The sequence below is a fragment of the Bacillus sp. TCT6 genome (assembly GCF_056033845.1).
The window spans coordinates 4,958,773-4,979,321 of record NZ_JBVYHX010000001.1; the positions used below are offsets into that span (position 1 = coordinate 4,958,773).

General features: G+C 35.2%; 12 protein-coding genes. 6 read left to right on the forward strand and 6 right to left on the reverse strand.

Features of this window, described 5'->3' with window-relative positions; all coding sequences use genetic code 11:
• Positions 1-49: 49 nt before the first annotated feature.
• From map to AC0ONG_RS25550, 4 genes are all read left to right on the forward strand, one after another.
• Complete coding sequence (gene map, locus AC0ONG_RS25535; RefSeq protein ID WP_002083543.1) at positions 50-844, forward strand: type I methionyl aminopeptidase; 795 nt, start codon at positions 50-52, stop codon at positions 842-844.
• Positions 845-1,623: 779 nt separating this feature from the next.
• Positions 1,624-11,235 (forward strand): SpaA isopeptide-forming pilin-related protein, encoded by a 9,612-nt coding sequence (locus AC0ONG_RS25540; RefSeq protein ID WP_136997643.1) that lies wholly within the window; start codon positions 1,624-1,626, stop codon positions 11,233-11,235.
• A 489-nt stretch (positions 11,236-11,724) separates the two neighbouring features.
• A complete protein-coding gene (locus AC0ONG_RS25545; RefSeq protein ID WP_000045708.1) occupies positions 11,725-13,125 on the forward strand; it encodes a M28 family metallopeptidase in 1,401 nt (466 codons plus the stop codon).
• 146 nt (positions 13,126-13,271) lie between these two features.
• Positions 13,272-13,646, forward strand: a complete 375-nt coding sequence (locus tag AC0ONG_RS25550) for a hypothetical protein (protein ID WP_000738257.1) — start codon at positions 13,272-13,274, stop codon at positions 13,644-13,646.
• Between the two features lie 26 nt (positions 13,647-13,672).
• On the opposite strand, the gene AC0ONG_RS25555 is transcribed toward AC0ONG_RS25550, so the two are convergent.
• The 5 genes from AC0ONG_RS25555 to AC0ONG_RS25575 form a co-directional block, all read right to left on the reverse strand.
• Complete coding sequence (locus tag AC0ONG_RS25555; protein ID WP_000578914.1) at positions 13,673-14,344, reverse strand: ABA4-like family protein; 672 nt, start codon at positions 14,342-14,344, stop codon at positions 13,673-13,675.
• Entirely contained in the window at positions 14,328-14,642 is a 315-nt protein-coding gene (locus AC0ONG_RS25560) for a hypothetical protein (protein WP_000133816.1), read from the reverse strand. The genes AC0ONG_RS25555 and AC0ONG_RS25560 overlap by 17 nt, the downstream gene beginning before the upstream one ends.
• Positions 14,629-15,156: an RNA polymerase sigma factor gene (locus tag AC0ONG_RS25565; RefSeq protein WP_000391648.1), complete on the reverse strand. Its 528-nt coding sequence runs from the start codon at positions 15,154-15,156 to the stop codon at positions 14,629-14,631. The genes AC0ONG_RS25560 and AC0ONG_RS25565 overlap by 14 nt, the downstream gene beginning before the upstream one ends.
• 358 nt (positions 15,157-15,514) lie before the next feature.
• Complete coding sequence (gene argS, locus AC0ONG_RS25570) at positions 15,515-17,185, reverse strand: arginine--tRNA ligase (RefSeq protein ID WP_001086463.1); 1,671 nt, start codon at positions 17,183-17,185, stop codon at positions 15,515-15,517.
• The gene (locus AC0ONG_RS25575) at positions 17,185-17,622 is read right to left on the reverse strand and encodes a YwiB family protein (protein WP_000744343.1); all 438 of its coding nucleotides are present in this window, start codon (positions 17,620-17,622) and stop codon (positions 17,185-17,187) included. Before AC0ONG_RS25575 ends, argS begins: the two co-directional genes overlap by 1 nt.
• A 203-nt stretch (positions 17,623-17,825) precedes the next feature.
• On the opposite strand from AC0ONG_RS25575, the gene AC0ONG_RS25580 reads away from it, so the two are divergent.
• Positions 17,826-18,812: a S66 family peptidase gene (locus AC0ONG_RS25580; RefSeq protein WP_000613237.1), complete on the forward strand. Its 987-nt coding sequence runs from the start codon at positions 17,826-17,828 to the stop codon at positions 18,810-18,812.
• Between the two features lie 25 nt (positions 18,813-18,837).
• Here AC0ONG_RS25580 and AC0ONG_RS25585 read toward each other — a convergent pair whose 3' ends face one another.
• The gene (locus tag AC0ONG_RS25585) at positions 18,838-19,200 is read right to left on the reverse strand and encodes a YxeA family protein (RefSeq protein ID WP_000779933.1); all 363 of its coding nucleotides are present in this window, start codon (positions 19,198-19,200) and stop codon (positions 18,838-18,840) included.
• 234 nt (positions 19,201-19,434) lie between these two features.
• Between AC0ONG_RS25585 and AC0ONG_RS25590 the strand changes: the two genes are divergently transcribed.
• Complete coding sequence (locus AC0ONG_RS25590; protein ID WP_000996325.1) at positions 19,435-20,472, forward strand: PTS sugar transporter subunit IIC; 1,038 nt, start codon at positions 19,435-19,437, stop codon at positions 20,470-20,472.
• The last annotated feature ends 77 nt before the right edge of the window (positions 20,473-20,549 follow it).

The following is a 20,549-nucleotide window of genomic DNA, read 5'->3' on the forward strand; positions in this document are numbered from 1 at the left end:
AGAGGAATCAGCCCGCATACCGCAAGCAAGTAGCAGGACGAAAATAAACATGATACAATCGGATAAGATATATATTCGAGGAAGGACAGTGGTTTTCATGATTATTCGTAATGAACAAGATTTAGAAGGCTTACGAAAAATCGGCCGCATCGTTGCGCTTGCACGTGAAGAAATGAAAAAACAAGCGAAGCCAGGTATGACAACGAAAGAGCTTGATTTGATCGGTAAAAAAGTATTAGATGAGCATGGTGCTATTTCTGCACCTGAAAAAGAATATGATTTTCCAGGTGTAACTTGCATTAGTGTAAATGAAGAAGTTGCTCATGGTATTCCAGGAGATCGTGTATTAAAAGAAGGCGATTTAGTAAACGTCGATGTATCTGCTGCACTTGATGGCTATTATGCTGATACAGGTATTTCATTTGTACTTGGAGAAGACGAGGCAAAAGAAAAGCTTTGCCAAGCAGCGGTTGATGCATTTTGGGCAGCAATGAAAAAGGTTAAAGCTGGCTCAAAACAAAATCAAATTGGTCGTGCTGTTTCAAACTTCGCACATAAAAGTGGATACAATGTTATTCAAAACTTAACTGGTCACGGCATTGGTCTTAGCTTACATGAAGCACCAAATCACATTTTAAGCTACTATGATCCAATGGATAACACGCTTCTAAAAGACGGTCTTGTTATCGCTGTAGAACCGTTCATATCTATGAAAGCTGATCATATTATTGAGCGTGGTGACGACGGTTGGACATTCATTACACCTGATAAAAGTCTTGTTGCACAATGTGAACATACCGTTGTCGTAACACGCGGCGAACCAATAATCTTAACAGAAATCTAATATAAAAAAACGGCTGTTTTGTAGATTTATTCCACATAAAACAGCCGTTTTTTAATTTTGGGAAAATATGTGAACTATTGTTGAACTCTTTATCATTTAAGTATATAATCTTTAGCGGAGGTTACTTAAGCTTATCTTTACTAAAAAGATATTGTAGCTAAGGAGGAAAACACCTTCTTTTTTATTGTTTAAACAGTCTCAAAAATGACCGTAGTAACGGGTTAGTCGAATATTCTGTAATCCTTATATCCCTCTAACAATGTAAGAAACTATCGTCTTTCAACTTCGGTCCACTAATCGTACAACTCTCTTTAGACAAAATAGATGGCTATTTTCAAAGTACATATTGTCTTCATTCTGACCAAAAACAACCCTATCTAGATTTTTATTTCCACATAACTTTAAGGCAAAAATAAGCCTTCACAAGGGGATACACTACCTTGGTTAGTATGTATCGTAAAACTTACCTTTATAACCATTCTTTTTTACTAGATATACATGAAAACTATCTCACATATAAAGGTCTGATATCATTCTTTATATCAGTATTTTTTTCGACATTTTTTGTCGAATTGTGTATATTTCCAAATAACTGTGTAAATATACATTTTGTTTTACGTTAAATAATATTACTTTGAACATAATCCAGTTTGTCTGAGAACGCGTATAGAAACGGAGGGATAGCAAAAACAAATAGCTTATAACAAATACTTTTAATATTCCATTTGTTCATGTGGAATAAGTCCCCAATGGACAAATGAATGTTCAGAGGAGGAAAAATGAAAAAACTTTTCAATGTATGTTTAATTGTATTCGTACTATTTTCGCAGCTTGCTAGTTTTCCATACAATCAAGTAAAAGCGGAAACGTTAACAGGAGATTCCTTATTTGACACTGTTGAAATGAAAGATGCAACGAATCATATTATTGACGAAGCAAAAAATCCTAACAACTTAATAAAGATAGGATCAACCATTCAAGTAGAATACGCTTGGTCAATAAAGGATCAACAAGTTGCACATGCAAATGATACAGCAGTAGTTCAAATACCACTTGCATTAAAAGTATCTAAAGATTTGCAAGGGGATTTAGTAACAGATCAAAAAAATATTGGTCAATATTTTATAACAGCTAAAGATAATAAATTAAAATTAATATTTAATGATCAAGTAGAAAATTTGAAAGACGCTAAAGGAAAAATTAAAGTTGATACCGTGTTTAACTCAACTTTAAAAACTGGAGAAAAATCAGTTCAAATCGCTTTTCCTTTAGGAACAATCGTTCAACCTATATCAGTTCCTGTTCAGGTAGAAGACTCTAAAGAAGATGGCACCAAACAGGATACTAATAAACAAGTGCAAGATCCAGTAGCTAAACCTGTTACTGACAATCCGGAGCAAGATCCAGCAACTAAACCTGTTACTGATAATCCGGAACAAAACCCAGCAACTAAACCTGTTACCGATAATCCGGAACAGAACCCAGCAACTAAACCTGTTACCGATAATCTGGAACAAAACCCAGCAACTAAACCTGTTACCGATAATCCGGAACAAAACCCAGCAGCTAAAATTGCTACTGGCAATCCAGAACATAAGCTAGCAAGCAGCCCTGTTGAGAATACAAATTCAGGTCCAAAGCAAATAACAACAAACATTTTAACCGGTGTAAAGTTGACGGATAAAGACGGAAAACCATTTACAGAGGATAACCGTCCAAGCACAGATTCCCCTGCCAATATTGAGTTTACATGGGAGCTTTTAAAATCAATGAATGTGAAAAGCGGAGATTACTATATTTTTGATCTTCCTAAACATTTTAAGATTTACAATACAATTAACAGTCCTTTATATGATAGTGAAAACAATCAAATTGGTAATTTTACTGTTACAAAAGACGGAAAAGTCACGATGACATTCAACGATTATGTTGAAGAGCATCCAGATGTTGCTGGTAACCTACAATTAAAGACAGAATTTAATAAAGCTGAAATTAAAGGTACAACAACACAAGAAATTCCTTTCCCAATTAAAGATAAGGATGTTTCTATTACAGTTGACTTTAAGCCTAATGTGCAAACAGCTACGAATAAAAAAGGGGTACCTGATAGACCAATTAATACAAATGAAATTAATTGGAAAGTAGAGATGAACAAAACGAAAGAAACCCTTAAAAATGCTGTTTTTAAAGATAACATCCCACAGGGTACAAGCTTAAATAAAGATTCTATTAAAGTTTATTATTTAGAAGTTGATGTTAATGGAAATGTAATGCGTGGTGCAGAAGCTGAGCCAACAGATTACAATATTATTTCATCAGATGGCTCAAAATTGGAGATTGCTTTTAAAGATTCTATCAATAAAGCATATCAAATCGAATATGCCACAAAAATTACTGATGAAAATATTAAAAGTTTTCGAAATAACGTTACGATAACGAGTGATAATCAAAAGCAACAAAACGCAAGCTCTACTGTAACGGTTTCTCGTGGTACACACTTAAATAAAACAAGTAAATATGATCCAAAGACGCAAACAATTGAGTGGACAATTACTTACAATGGTGATCAAAGAGAGATCAAAAAAGCAGACGCGATTTTAAAAGATATTTTTGACGATACACACGAACTAGATGCAAATTCTATTGTTGTGAAAAACGCTTCATATAATGAAAAGGGAACGCTTGTAACAGGTGACACTGTGAATAATTACACTGTAAATAACAAGAAGAATGGATTCGATTTACAGTTTAACGATGATATTAATAGTGCTTATGTGATTACCTATAAAACCAAGCCAACTAATAAAGTTATAGAAGATGGAAAAGTAAAAAATAAAGTTACAGCTGATAATGATTCAAGTAAAGAAAATGAAGCTAGCTTCAAGCAGCAAAATATTATTAAATCTAATAATAAAGCTGAAACAAATTATAAAGACAAAACAACAACTTGGACAATTATAGTAAATAATAACAACTACCCATTAAACAACGCGATCATTACGGACACCTTTGATCATGGTGGATTACAATTAAAAGATAAAAAACTAGAAATTAAAGATGGAAATTATACCCTTCAAGCTGGGACTGACTATGTTTTAGATGCAACAGATAAAGGCTTCAAAATTACTCTTATAGGTACATATCAGTCTAATATGACAAAGACATTAGTTGTAAAATATACGACAGACTTTGATTATACAAAGCTAGAAAGTGGTAAAACTTCATTTAAAAATACAGGTAACCTATCTTGGATAGATACGGATTCTAAGCCACAATCAAATAAAGTTGAAGCTAATTTCGATCCTGATACTTTCACAAAGGCAAATGGTTATAAGTACGGTTCTTATAACGCCCAAACGAAGGAAATTACTTGGATAATAGGCTTTAACTATAATAATGTTGAGATTAAAGATCCTTCTGTTATAGACGTAATACAAGATAAACAAAAATTAGTTCCTGGATCCATTGAAGTACGCGATATGATTTTAAATGGAAATCCTGATAATGCACAACCTGGTAATGCTGTACCAACTGAGAAATATGAACTTGAAGAACCTACAGAGAAAAATAAAAACACCCTAAAGGTTCATTTCAAACAATCAATTAATTCACCTTACTATATTATCTTTAAAACAAGCCTTGATGGTGAACTTATCCAAGGCACTTACAAAAACGAGGCAGATTTAAAAGATGGCTCTAAAATTGTTAACACCCTTACAGGTGACACTCAAGTAAATAAAGGTGGCAGCTTCGTTACTAAAAAAGCTGTGCAAGACGACAACTATATTAATTGGAGTATCGCAATTAACGAAAGCCAATCAACCATTGCAGATGCGGTTGTAACAGATGACCCAACCGAAAATCAGGTAATTGTGGAAGATTCATTCCACTTATATCCTACAACTGTTGATCCATATGGAAATTTAACAAAAGATACAGTAAACGAATTAAAAGAAGGAACAGACTATAAACTCAAAATAACAACAGACAATAATACCGGAAAGCAACATTTCGAAATTGCCTTCTTGAAAAAAATTGATCGAGCTTATATTTTAGAATATCGCTCACTTATTAATGCAGACGATAAAGAAAAAGTAAGTAATAAAGCGAAAATCATAGGCAACAAGTTGACAGTTAAAAACACAGAAACTACTGAAACAATTGAAGTGAGAATGTCTTCTGGTTCAGGCGGAGGATCTGCTACCAAAGGTCGTGGAAACCTTGAAATTATAAAGGTAGATAACGACAATAAGAACATACTATTAGCTGGGGCAGAATTTACTTTATACGATCGTACAGGTAAAACTGTTATCCGTAAAATTACAACAGACAAAGACGGTATCGCTAAATTTAATAATTTAAAACGCGATAAATATTTATTAAAAGAAACAAAGGCTCCTGAAGGCTATGTAATTAGCTGGGATTTAAAACAAGGGAAAATTGTTGAACTTGGTACACAAGAGACTACAACATATAAACTTGCAAATAAGAAATTTGTCGGGAAAGTAGTTTTAACAAAATCTGATGACCTGAACAAAAATGCAACACTACAAGGCGCTATTTTCACACTACTGGATAAAGATAAAAAAGTAATTCCAGAACACAAAGAATTAACAACAAATAATAACGGACAAATTATTATAGATAAACTAAAACCAGGAACTTACTACTTACAAGAAACGAAGGCTCCTGAGCATTATCAATTAGATAGCAAACTTATTCCGTTTACTATCTCTATAGATCAAACAACAGTAGTAAATCTAACTGCGACAAATAGTTTAACTAAAGGATCTGCTCTTTTAACAAAAGTGGATAATTATAATAAAACTTTAGCAGGGGCAGAGTTTACTGTTCAAGATCGCAACGGAAAAAATATTCCTGGATATGAGAAATTAACAACAAATGAACATGGACAAATAGAAGCAAAAGATTTACGTCCGGGTAAATACCAATTTGTCGAAACAAAAGCTCCTGAGCATTATGAATTAGACAAAACGCCTATTCTATTTGAAATAGAAAAAAGCCAAACTACAGTCGCTTCTGTTACAGCAAAAAACGCTTTAATTAAAGGTGGCATTACGTTAACAAAAGTGGATGATACTGATGGCACTACCCTTGAAGGTGCGGTATTCAAAATTGTTAACGACAAAAATGAAGATGTCTGTACAAACTTAAAAACAGAAAAAGATGGAACTTTGACCGTTAAAGATTTAGATCCTGGTGATTATCAATTTATTGAGACAACACCACCTAAATACTATGACTTAAATAAAGAACCAATTCCGTTTACAATCGAGAAAAGTCAAACAAGCATTATCTCAATTACTGCAAAAAACAGTTTAACTACAGGTGCTGTTGAGCTATTAAAAGTCGACGAATTTGATAAAAAGACTCCTCTTGCTGGAGCTATGTTCAAAATCGTGAATGATAAGAACGAAGACGTTCGTACAGAATTAACTACCGATACAAACGGAACTGTTAAAGCTTCTGACTTACGTCCAGGCAAATACAAATTTATTGAAACAAAAGCTCCTGAACATTATGAACTGCGATCAACACCAATTGAATTTACAATTGAGAAAGGTCAAAAAACACCGATTGTTATTACAGCTGAAAATGGTCTACTACCAGGCGATGTTGAACTAACAAAACTCGATGATACTGATGGCACTGCACTTATAGGTGCCGTATTCAAAATCGTTAATAATAAAAATGAAGATGTCCGTACAGAATTAGTTACGAATCAGGAAGGTAAAATTATTGCTACTGGTTTACGTCCAGGTAACTATAAATTTATCGAAATGAAAGCTCCTGAGCATTATGCCTTAAATAAAACACCGATTGAATTTACAATTAAGGAGAGCCAAGCGACTGCTATTAACGTTACAGCTACTAACAGCTTAACAAAAGGTGGTATTGAATTAACAAAAGTTGATTCTGTAAATGCTAAGGAAACCCTTGAAGGTGCAGTATTTAAAATTGTTAATGACAAAGGTGAGGATGTTCGTACGGAACTTACTACTGATAAAGACGGTAAATTAGTAGTACAAGACTTACGTCCGGGTAATTATAAGCTAATCGAGACGAAGGCTCCTACTTATTACGATGTAAATGAAGAACCAATTGAATTTATAATTGAAAAGAGTCAACAAAAACTCATCCCTATTACTTTCAAAAATAGTTTGACGAAAGGAAAGGTCAAATTAATTAAAGAAGATGACGTGGAGAGCACGAAAGCTCTTGCTGGCGCTGTATTCACATTACAAGACGCAACTGGCAAAGAAATTATGAAAGATTTAACAACAGATGATTACGGAGTATTAGTTATTCCTGATTTAGCACCAGGCGATTATCAATTTATTGAAGTGAAAGCTCCTGAACATTATAAATTAGATCAAACACCTATTAAGTTCACAATTAAAAAAGGTAGTAAGGAAGATCTTCCTATCCCTGTTACTGTAAAAAACAGTTTACTTACAGGTGGCGTCACTTTAACAAAAGTTGATGATGTTGATGGCACTACTCTTGAAGGTGCAGAATTTATAATCGTTGACGCTCATGATACTAAAAAGGTAATTCGCAAAGGTTTAACGACTGATAAAAACGGTAAAATTACTGCTTCTGATTTACGTCCTGGAGACTATCAATTTGTTGAAGTAAAAGCTCCAAAAGACTATACCTTAAGCAAAGAGCCTATTCCGTTCACTATCGAAAAAAGTCAAAAAGAGAATATTACTGTTACTGCTACTAACAGTTTAAAGAAAGGTGCAGTAACATTAACAAAAATCGATGACATCGATCGTACGATGCTCGAAGGTGCAATCTTTAAGATTGTTGATATGAACGGTAAGGAAGTTCATACGAATCTTGTTACAGATAAAAACGGAAAAATTTCTGTTTCTGATTTACGCCCTGGAGACTATCAGTTCATTGAAACAAAAGCTCCTGAGCACTATGTATTAGAAGAAACACAAATTCCGTTTACAATTGAAAGAAGTCAAACGAAAGAGATCAATGTTACAGGTAAAAATGCTTTGAAAAAAGGTAGCGTTGAACTAACAAAGATTGACGATATTGATATAAATACAAAACTTGCTAACGCCGTATTTAATTTATTAGATGCAGACGGAGAGCTAGTTGAAGAAGGCTTAAAAACAAATGATGAAGGTAAAATTGTTGTTGAAAATCTACGTCCTGGTACGTATCAATTCGTTGAAACAATTGCTCCTGAACATTACGTTTTAGATAAAAAACCTATCGTATTTACAATTAAAAAGAGCCAAACTGAAGCTCTTCATGTCACTGCTACAAATGCTTTAACAAAGGGTGCTGTTAAACTTTCTAAAGTAGATGATGTTAATGCCACTGTTCTTAAAGATGCAGTATTTAAAATTGTTAATATGAACGGTGATGTAGTTCATAAAGACCTTGTTACAAATGAACAAGGACTAATCGAAATTAACGACCTACGTCCTGGTGATTACCAATTCATCGAAACGAAAGCTCCTAAGGATTATGTTTTAGATGAAACACCAATCAAATTCACTATTGAAAAAGGACAGAAGAAATCTATTTCTTTAACTGCTACAAATAGCTTAAAACAAGGTAGTATCGAATTACTTAAAGTTGATGATTTAAACGATCAAACAAAACTTGCCGATGCGGTATTTAATTTACTAGATCAAAATGGCAAGGTACTTAAAACAGATTTAAAAACAAACAGTGAAGGTAAAATCGTTGTCGAAAACTTACGTCCTGGTACGTATCAATTCGTTGAAACAACGGCTCCTGAACACTATGATTTAGACAAAAAACCAATTATATTTACAATTGAAAAAAGCCAAAAAGATATCGCTACCGTTACTATGAAAAATAGTTTAACAAAAGGCGGCGTGGAACTTTCTAAAGTAGATGACGTTGATGGCACTACTCTTGAAGGCGCAGTATTTAAAATTGCAGATATGAATGGTACTGTAATTCGCAAAGATCTTGGTACGAATCAACAAGGTAAAATTAGCGTTTCTGACCTACGTCCTGGTGATTATCAATTCATCGAGACAACGGCTCCGAAACACTACAATTTAAACAAAGAGCCAATTCCATTCACAATCACACAGAGCCAAGCTGAGCCTGTCTCTGTTACAGCTACAAATAGCTTAACGAAAGGCATTGTGGAGCTTTCTAAAGTGGATGATGTTGATGGTACCGCTCTTAAAGATGCGATATTTAAAATTACTGATATGAATGGTAATGACATTCGCACTGAGCTTACAACAGATGTACATGGAAAAATTTCTGTTTCTGATTTACGTCCTGGGGACTATCAATTTATTGAAACGAAGGCTCCTGAACACTATAAATTAGATAGTACACCTATTAAGTTTACAATTAAGAAAAGCCAAAAAGAAAAGCTCCAAGTTACTGCTACAAATAGCTTAACTGAGGGTGCTGTAGAATTAATAAAAGTGGATGATATAAATCCAGATACAAAACTTTCTGATGCAGTGTTTAACATCATCGATGCGAAAGGTAAAATTGTTCGCACTGATTTAACTACTGATAAAGATGGTAAAATTACTGCTACGAACTTACGCCCAGGAGACTATCAATTCATTGAAACGAAAGCTCCGAAGCATTACGATTTAAATAAAACACCTATCGATTTCACTATCGAGAAAAGTCAACTAACTCACGTTTTTGTTACTGCCAAGAATGGCCTAACAAAAGGTGGCGTGGAATTAACGAAAGTTGACTCTATAGATAAGAAAGAAATGCTAGAAGGTGCTGTATTTAAAATTACTGATATGAATGGTAACGACATTCGCACGAATTTAGTTACGAATAAAGATGGTAAAATCATCGCTAAAAACTTACAACCAGGAGACTATGAGTTTATCGAAACGAAAGCTCCTAAACATTACGACCTAAATGAAGAACCAATTAAGTTCACAATCGAAAGAAGTCAAACAAAGCATGTCTTCGTTACAGCTATTAATAGCTTAACGAAAGGTAGTGTGGAGTTAATTAAAGTGGATGATGCCAAGAAAAACACAACACTTGAAGGGGCAGTATTTAAAATTGTTAACAAGGATGGACACGACGTCCGTACCGATTTAACTACTGATAAAAACGGCCGTTTAGTTGTGGATGAATTACCACCAGGAGACTATGAGTTTATCGAAACAAAAGCTCCTGAACACTATGACTTAAACGAAACACCTATTAAGTTCACAGTTAAAAAAGGCCAAGAAAAAATCACCTCTGTTACTGCTACGAATAGCTTAACGAAAGGTGCAGTTGAATTAATTAAGGTCGATGACATCGACAGCACTAATCTTGAAGGGGCTATCTTTAAAATTGTGGATATGGATGGCAAGGATGTTCGTTCTGATTTAGCTACTGATAAAGATGGTAAGATTTCTGTTTCTGATTTACGTCCGGGTGACTATCAGTTCATTGAAATGAAAGCCCCTAAGCATTACGACTTAAATCAAAATCCTATCAAGTTTACTGTTGAAAAGAGTCAAACTGCTAAAACTTCTGTTACTGCTACTAACAGCTTAACGAAAGGCGCTGTTGAATTAACTAAAGTTGATGACATCGACGGCACTATTCTTGAAGGGGCTATCTTTAAAATTGTGGATATGGACGGCAAGGATGTTCGTTCTGATTTAACTACTGATAAAGATGGGAAGATTTCTGTTTCTGATTTGCGTCCGGGAGACTATCAGTTCATTGAAATGAAAGCTCCAACTGGCTATGATTTAAACGTTAAACCAATTCCTTTCACAATTACGAAAGGACAAACTCAAGTTACCTCTGTTACAGCTTTAAATAGTTTAACAACAGGTTCAATTGAGTTAACTAAAGTTGATATTGATCACCATGGAACACTTGAAGGTGCCATTTTCAATATTTTAGACCAAGATGGAAACGTCATCCGAGAAGGTTTAAAAACAGATCAACAAGGAAAAGTAATCATAAATGATTTGAAACCTGGTAATTATCAATTAGTAGAAACAAAGGCTCCTAAAGGCTATCAATTAGATGCATCACCAATAAAATTTACAATTGATAAAGCCCAAGCTACGCCACTACAAATTACAGTTTCAAATAAAAAGATTGAATCTTCTTCAGGTGGAGATGACAAGCCCGTTACTCCGCCAAATAAAGAAGAAAACAAAGGCACTGAAACATCTGAGAAACACGAAAACGGAACTTCCGAAGAAACATCGAATGAAACAGATAACAAACAGCAAGATGATCGAAATACGGATAAGCACCTTCCAAATACAGGTCATAAAGAAGATCCTACACAAACAGTAGGTATCGTTCTTCTACTAGCTGGATTATTAAGTATTTTAGCTAAAAAACGCAAAAAAAATTATTAATAATTTTTTCACACCCAATCAATCTCTCAATTGATTGGGTGTTTTTTTATACAAAAAGGACGATACATAAAGTATCGTCCTTTTAACGGGGTGAGGCTGCCCAAAAGTACGGAAAACCTTTGAACAGCCTCGTATTTTCATATGGATGCCTTACATATATCACTGATAATAATTATGAAATGCGGAAACATAATTACCATCAACTGATTCAAACATGAGGAATGAAACCCTACAGTGGTTCCATTCCTCTACATAATCTAAAGTTTGGGTACACTAGATTCATGCAATGTAGGGGCTTTCAGAGTAGAAAGCGAACCTTCGTTTAAAATGATAGCATACATATCTCCCTCAAAAATATGCAAATATGCATATATTGTTTTTATTTCTCAATGTCAGAATATTGAAAAACAAAAGACGCAAAGGTAAAATAAAGTCATTATCCGTCTTCTTTTGTCAGTCAGAGAGAATAGAAGAATAGGAGAGGAAAAAATGAGCAAATCATTGAAACAAAAAATAGTAAGCTCTTTGCTTGCTATATCACTTGCTGTTAGCTTAGCTCCAATTGGGCAAGCAAAAGCGGATTCCACTTCAGAAGTTCCACAAACTCCATCTATTACAAAACAAATTGATCCAAACCGCGCCATTGAACATGTTCGTTTCTTATCTGAAACAATTGGGCCTCGACCCGGTGGAACAAAATCCGAAGAATGGGCTTCTCGTTACATTGGTATGCAGCTTAAATCAATGGGTTATGACGTAGAATATCAGCCATTTCAGGTGCCCGATCAATACGTTGGATTCATTGAATCACCACTATCAACAAAACGTAATTGGCAAGCTGGTGCTGCTCCTAATGCACTAATATCTACAGAAGCTATTACAGCTCCCCTTATCTTTGTTCAAGGTGGGACAAAATTAGAAGATATTCCAAATGAAGTAAACGGTAAAATTGTTTTATTTGAAAGAGGAACGACAGTTACAGATTATAATAAACAAGTTGAAAATGCTGTTAGCAAAGGTGCAAAAGGTGTTCTTTTATACAGTTTAATTGGCGGACGCGGAAATTATGGACAAACCTTCAATCCCCGCCTAACGAAAAAGCAATCTATCCCTGTCTTTGGTCTTGCTTATGCGCAAGGAAATGCATTTAAAGAAGAAATCGCTAAAAAAGAGACAACAATTCTTTCCCTAAAAGCGAGACATGAATCTAAATTAACATCTCTAAATGTTATCGCAAAAAAGAAACCAAAAAAGAGTACGGGTAATGAAAAAGCAGTCGTTGTAAGCTCGCACTATGATAGTGTTGTTGGAGCACCTGGCGCAAATGATAATGCTTCTGGAACTGGATTAGTATTAGAACTAGCTCGTGCTTTTCAAAATGTAGAAACTGATAAAGAAATTCGCTTTATTACCTTTGGTTCTGAAGAAACTGGATTACTTGGTTCGGATTATTACGTTAATAGTCTATCCCAAAAAGAACGTGATCGTATTTTAGGCGTCTTTAATGCTGATATGGTTGCAACAAATTATGATAAAGCAAAGAATTTATACGCTATGACACCTGATGGCTCTACAAACTTTGTAACAGATGCTGCCTTGCAAGCAGGTAAACAATTAAATAATGACCTCGTTCTTCAAGGGAAATTTGGCTCCAGTGATCACGTACCGTTTGCTGAAGCTGGTATTCCTGCTGCTCTATTTATTTGGATGGGTGTCGATAGTTGGAATCCATTAATCTATCATATCGAGAAGGTATACCATACACCCCAAGATAACGTATTAGAAAACATTTCACCTGAACGAATGAAAATGGCATTAGACGTTATCGGAACAGGAGTTTATAACTCGCTTCAAAAACCTATTACTCAAACTGAGCAGAAAGCTGCTTAATCAATAAAAGACCACTGATAAAAATCAGTGGTCTTTTATTGAGAAAAAATATATATGCATAAAAGCATATTTTATCCTACTCATTATCGTATACAATATTAACTGTAACAATACCGATTACAACTAATAAGGAGGCTTTTTCTATTATGAAAAAAATGATTTTAGTAGGTGCGTTAACTTTAGCAGGAATTACCGGAGCTACCGCGTTTATTCCTGAAACAAAAGTCGCTGCTGCCGCTCAAGAACAAAGCTTTACAAAATTTTATTCTTTGCAAACTGGAGGTAGTTCTGAACAAGAACCTATTTTCCTTCAAAAAGGACAAGAACTAACAATTCATCCTAACAGCAAAACTCCTAGTTACAGTGTTTATGACTCAAATCATAACCTTATTGGGCGTTATTCTGATGGTTACGGCCGAATTTTCACTGCAAAAACAGATGGAAATATGTATGTTCAATTTCATGCACCTTACGTTTACTATAGTCCTGTTAGTTTTTCTGTTACTTATACAATCCAATAAAATAAGGGGCCTTTCTCAGGGGCCCTTTATTTTGCTTCCCAATTCACTTTTACAAAACCATCTTTCACCATTAAACCACTTATATTGAATACATACTTTTCATTTGCTTTTAATGTAGCTTTAAAAGTACCTTTTTTCGATTCACAAATCTCCTTTAATTCCTTTATCCCTTCTCCTTGTCTTTCATACAAGCTAAAGCATAAGTTACCACGCTTTGCATCTGTTTCATAAGAAAATGTTACTTCTGTATCTTTTGCATACTCAAGTTCAATATCTTTCCCAGCAATATCCCATGATGAGAATTTTGCCTCGTAACTTGTCTCCCCTTTCTTTTCATTTTCTAAATATATATCACCAGCTCTCCACATATCATCTAACGTTTGAACGAAAGCAAAGCCGCTAAGTAATACAAACATCGCACTTGCAAATATAACAACTAATGTTACCTTTTGCTTTTTCATACCCTTCATCGTATATTCTCCTTCTACTTTCCGGCTATTTCTGCGTGTCATATATAACAAAACTCCAATAAAAAATGGCAATATAATCGCTATAACACTCCACCACTTACTTATTCCACGCGTTTTCGCATCTGTATATACCCATGATGCTACACATACTAAAAGTGCTATAAAAGCCAAAAACATTGTAATCCCAGCTATCTCAAATACTACAAATGGATTAGCGAACCCTATCATGTAATTTATACTCCTTCTTTAAAAATGCCTGTATGACAACATATATAGGAATGTATATGTGCATCATAATAACTATCGTTATAATGACAGATATTTTATGATCCAAATGACTAACAAACTGCTCTAGGGTGACTGTTAATACAATCATCCAAATAGCATGAATGAAAACAACCCATCTCTTTTCTAATTTTCGAGCATTTCGCACGCTCTGTTTCGTATGGTTTATTAGCTCTTCGTTAGGAACCATCTCTCCCGCTAAGCTACTTTTTATCTTCTGATCAAACTTATCTTCCGTCATAAACGAACCCCTCCAAATGTTCTCGAATTTGCTTCTTCGCATAATTAAGGCGGTATTTCACTGTACCAATCGGTATATTTAATATTTCACTCATTTCTTTATAAGAATATTGTTCATAATAGTAGAGTACGAGCACAGTTTTATACTTTTCATTCAATAACTGTATAACTTCCCGTATCATTTCCGCTTCCACTTTTTGAATACATTCTTCTGATATATTTACTTCATCTGCGAAATCTATTTCTCCACCATCTTCTTTATGAAACAAATCCAATATTCGATCTTTCCACCTTTTTTTCTTACGATAAAAATCATAAAACGTACGAACACAAATTGTAGCAATCCATTTTTTATAATTATCCACATAGGAAAGTTGATGCCTTGATGAAAAAACCTTTATCCACGTCTCTTGAAAAATATCTTCCGCATCTTCTTTCGTTTTCGCTAACTTATAGCATAAGGAATATATTTGCTGCTTATATATATCAATTAATTCTTCTACCTTTTCTTCCATCATAAGCCTCCTGTCATTTATATAAGACGACGCAAATTATCCTTTTGTTTGATAAAATTTTATTTTTTTATTATCTCCATACAAAAAGGCAATCACAACATCATGTGATTGCCTTTTATTTAAAAACGAAAGTCCGCTTCCGCTTTTCTTTATTGTCTAGCTCCAGCGGCTAGAATACTCGGTGGCTTCGCGCCTTCCTCCTCCTATTCTGAACGAGCCGCTTCCGCTTTTCTTTATGTCCAGCTCTGCCTCCTAGCCCCTTCTGTCTAAGAACCTTCCCCACGAGAAGATAAAATGCATCTTCTGTGGGAAAGAACCTTAGCCTTCGGGACTAAACAGTCGGCTCCGCTTTTCTTCATTACATTTTTTCTGGTGCAGATACTCCTACGATTGCTAATGCATTTTGAAGCGTAGTGCGTACTGCTTTCATTAACTCGTAACGAGCTTTACTTAATTCTAAGTTATCTTGGTTTAATACTTTTTCTGCATTGTAGAAGCTGTGTAATGCTGCTGCTAATTCAAATGCATAGCTTGTAATGCGGTGTGGCAGACGTTTTTGTGCTGCATCCGCAACTACAGCTGGGAATTCACCAAGCTTTTTCAGTAACTCTACTTCTTTCTCAGAAGTAACAAGTTTGTAATTCACGTCTCCATCTGCAGCTAATCCTAACTCTTCACCTTGACGAAGGATACTGCATACACGAGCATGAGCATATTGTGCATAGTATACTGGGTTTTCATTAGATTTTGATACAGCTAAGTCCATATCGAAGTCCAAATGAGAATCACCACTACGCATTGCGAAGAAGTATCGCATTGCGTCCACGCCTACTTCTTCCATAAGCTCACGAAGTGTAACTGCTTTACCTGTACGCTTACTCATTTTCATTTTTTCACCATTTTGGTATAGTTGTACCATTTGGATGATTTCTACTTCAAGTGTTTCTTTATCGTAACCTAGCGCTTGAATAGCAGCTTTCATACGAGGAATGTAACCGTGGTGGTCAGCACCCCAAATGTTGATTAGCTTATCGAAACCACGCTCTAATTTATCGCGATGGTAAGCAATATCTGGCGTTAAGTATGTGTAAGAACCGTCATTTTTAATTAATACACGGTTTTTGTCATCACCGTAAGTCATTGAACGGAACCAAGTTGCTCCGCCTTCTTCAAAGATTTCGTCACGCTCTTTTAATACAGTAAGTGCAGCATCGATTTTTCCGTTTTTGTATAATGATGTTTCTGAGAACCATACATCAAATTTAACACGGAAGCTCTCTAAGTCTTTTTGAAGTTTTGCTAACTCATATTTCAAACCGTATGAACGGTAGAATTCATAGCTTTCTTCAGCATCAGCTTTTGCGTAACGATCGCCAAACTCTTCAGCTAAACGTTTACCGATTCCAATGATATCCGCACCATGGTAACCGTCTTCTGGCATTTCTTTATCTAAACCTAAAGCTTGCATGTAACGAGCTTCAACAGAAAGAGCTAAATTATGAATTTGGTTACCGGCATCATTAATGTAGTACTCACGAGATACATCGTATCCTGCTTTTGCTAATACGTTACATAAAGTGTCACCCACTGCCGCACCACGTGCATGTCCTAAGTGAAGGTCACCTGTTGGATTCGCAGATACGAACTCAACTTGTACTTTTTCACCTTTACCAGTGTTCGTTTCACCGTAAGCTTCACCAGCGTTTACGATTGTTGGAATTAAATCTGTTAAGTAGCTATTATCCATATAGAAGTTAATAAAACCAGGACCAGCGATTTCGATTTTTTCAATAGAAGCTTTTGCTTTATCGAAGTTTGCAACTAGTTCTTCTGCAATCATACGAGGTGCTTTTTTCGCAACGCGTGCAAGTTGCATTGCCATGTTTGTAGAGAAGTCACCATTTGTTTTATCTTTTGGAGATTCTAATACAACGTTTGGAATCTGTTCTTCTGTCGCTAATTCTGCCTTTAATACAGCAGCTTGAATTTCTTCTTTAATCAATCCTTTTACCTGTTCTAAGGAATTCATTATTTTGCCTCCTTCAAATTAATTGTAATTGTATATCTGCCAGCTTCTTGTTCACTTAGAAGCAATGCGTACGTTAAGAAGAGTTGTCCTTTTTTCTTTTCATCCGACCATTTAAAAAGAACGTTATCAGTTTTCGTTTGCAGTGCAAACGTACCAAGTTCACTCGTATACGTACCCGTTGTCCATTCACCTTTCACATGCGTCTGACGCATAGAAATAGCACCTGAACGCATAATGAGAACTTGTTCATCTTGAATTTTAATAATTGTTTTCACTTCGCCTTGTTCGTTCGGCTCCTGGAATGTTACATATGTACCTTGACCTTTTACATAGTATTGACCATTTGCTTCAAAAGCAACGGTTTCCTTCCTCGCCCCTTCACGGATTTCTGTTACGAAATGAACGTGTACCGGCAAGCCTGCAAGTTGTTTCTTCACGTCTTGCACACCTTTCAAATGTTATAGATATTAAATACTACTTATAATAAATCACTTTTCCTATCATATCAAAAAAAGACGCTGTCTGTCTGCTGAAAAATCAGGAAAACTCTATTTCAAAAAATAATTCCCTCCTATCTTTATTTCATATGATAAAATATTTTTTAAATCTAAATATTCTTTTAATTATAGAGGTGAATTCAATGATACCAACAAAGTTAAAAAAGGGTGATGAAATACGCGTGATTTCACCATCCTGTAGTTTAAGTATTGTTTCAAATGAAAATAGAAAACTTGCTATAAAAAGATTAACTGACATGGGCTTTCAAGTGACATTCTCAAAATATGCCGATGAGATAGATCGATTTGCTTCCTCTTCTATTTCTTCCCGCGTCCAAGACCTCCATGAAGCATTTAGAGACCCTAATGTAAAAGCTATTTTAACTACACTTGGCGGATACAACTCGAATGGTTTATTGAAATATCTCGATTTTGATTTAATTCGTGAAAACCCAAAATTTTTCTGTGGTTATTCTGATATTACTGCCTTAAATAATGCAATTTACGCAAAAACGGGTCTCGTTACATATTCAGGTCCCCACTTCTCTTCATTTGGAATGGAAAAAGGACTCCATTACACGGCTGATTACTTTTTACAATGCTTAACCGCTAATGAGCCTATTGAAATCATTCCGGCGGAAACGTGGAGCGATGATTCTTGGTATATGGATCAGGAAAATCGAGAATTTATTAAAAATGAAGGGTATGTTCCAATTCAAAAGGGGGAAGCGACAGGAGAAATTATCGGTGGCAATATGAGCACACTTAATTTACTACAAGGCACACCATATATGCCAAACTTAAAGGGCAAAATTTTATTCCTTGAAGAAGACAGTTTAACAGGAAAATCGACACTTAAAACTTTTGATCGCTATCTACATTCCCTTATGCAGCAACCTAATTTTGAACATATAACAGGTATTGTAATAGGAAGAATGCAAAAAGAAGCAGAATGTACGATAGCGGACATTCAAGAAATGATTGCTTCAAAACCTGAACTTGCACATATTCCTATTATTGCAAACGCAAGTTTCGGGCATACAACCCCGATTTTCACTTTCCCAATTGGTGGACGTGCAAAAATTATTTCTAACAAAGAAAAGACATCTATCACTATTTTAGCGTACTAAAAAAGGAGCGAATGAGTCGCTCCTTTTATGGTTTTTCTATTTTTTGCAACGCTTTTTGCGGGATTGACTCTTTCGTTATTTCAGCCCATCCTTTTCCTTGCATACCTTTTGCATAAATTTTTATAAAAGCACCTGCATGCAATTCACGATTTACCATTCTTTTAATAATTTGTTGATTTCCGTCCTCTGTATACCCTTTAAATGTATACAAATACTCACCGTCTTTTTTCTCACCTTTATCTACAACCGCATAATAATCTTGTATTTCTTTATTTGAAAAGAAGTTGTCTACAAAAGCATGTACACCTTCTGTTTTTGTATTCAAATAATACGCTGTTCCCCCTAAAATAATGGCGAATACAGCTAAAACTTTAATGACCAATTTCATACATGCGCCTCCTGTTTTACACTTCTTTCTCACTAATGTTATGTCTATACCTGTATTATACGGAAAAGGGTATACTATACTCTATCGAAAAGTCTTACACAATCCTTACATTATTGTAAGGGATTTTTTCTTACAGCAAGTTCCCAAGAAAAAATTTTTCCGTTTCATACACTTTTATATTATTATTGAATGATACGAATTTTTATTACAAAAATCAAAGGAGACAGTTTTCAAATGGCTATCTTGCAAGGTTTAGCACTATTACTTGTTGTACTTTGTCTATTTACACTTTTCAGTTACCGTGCGCCTTACGGAATGAAGGCGATGGGTGCTTTAGCTAATGCAGCAATCGCAAGTTTTCTTATTGAAGCATTTCACCGTTATATAGGTGGAGAAATGTTTCACAATGACTTTTTACAATCAGTAGGAGAAGCTTCTGGTAGTATGAGCGGTGTTGCAGCAGCGATTTTAGTCGCATTAGCAATCGGTGTTTCCCCCGTATACGCTGTTTTAATTGGTATCGCTACTAGTGGATTCGGTATTTTACCAGGATTTTTCGCCGGATACGTTTGTGCCTTCGTCGTGAAATTTCTCGAAAAGAAATTACCAGCTGGTGTGGAATTTTTAGCAATCCTATTTATCGCTGCACCAATCTCACGTGGAATGGCAATGCTTATGGATCCGCTCGTTAACGCAACACTTGGTAAAATCGGTTCTATGATATCAGTTGCAACTACAGAAAGTCCTATCATTATGGGTATTATGCTTGGTGGATTAATAACAGTTATTTCTACCTCTCCACTGAGTTCTATGGCACTAACTGCAATGCTTGGATTAACAGGTTTACCAATGGCAATTGGTAGTCTTGCCGTAGCAGCTTCAGCCCCGATGAACTTTATTTTCTTTAAACGATTAAAAATTTGTTCAAAGAAAGATACAATTGCTGTAGCAATCGAGCCTTTAACACAAGCCGATGTTGTCTCAGCAAATCCAATTCCAATTTATATGACAAATTTCGTTGGCGGTGCACTTGCCGGTATTATTACATCGCTATTCCAGCTTGTTAATAATGCACCAGGAACAGCATCACCAATTCCAGGTCTTCTCGTCCTATTCGGATTTAATGACGTTATAAAAGTAACGATTGCTGCTGTACTATGTGGAATCGTTACCACTATTATCGGATACATCGGATCTATTGTGTTCCGCAAATATCCGATCCGCTCTGCTGATGAAATTCGCGGCGTTAATTCGGAAGAGAAAGTTGCATAAGAAAAAGAGTTATTCTCACCTTTTGAGAATAACTCTTTTTTTCATGTCTTGCCATGGTAAATAAGATTATATCGACG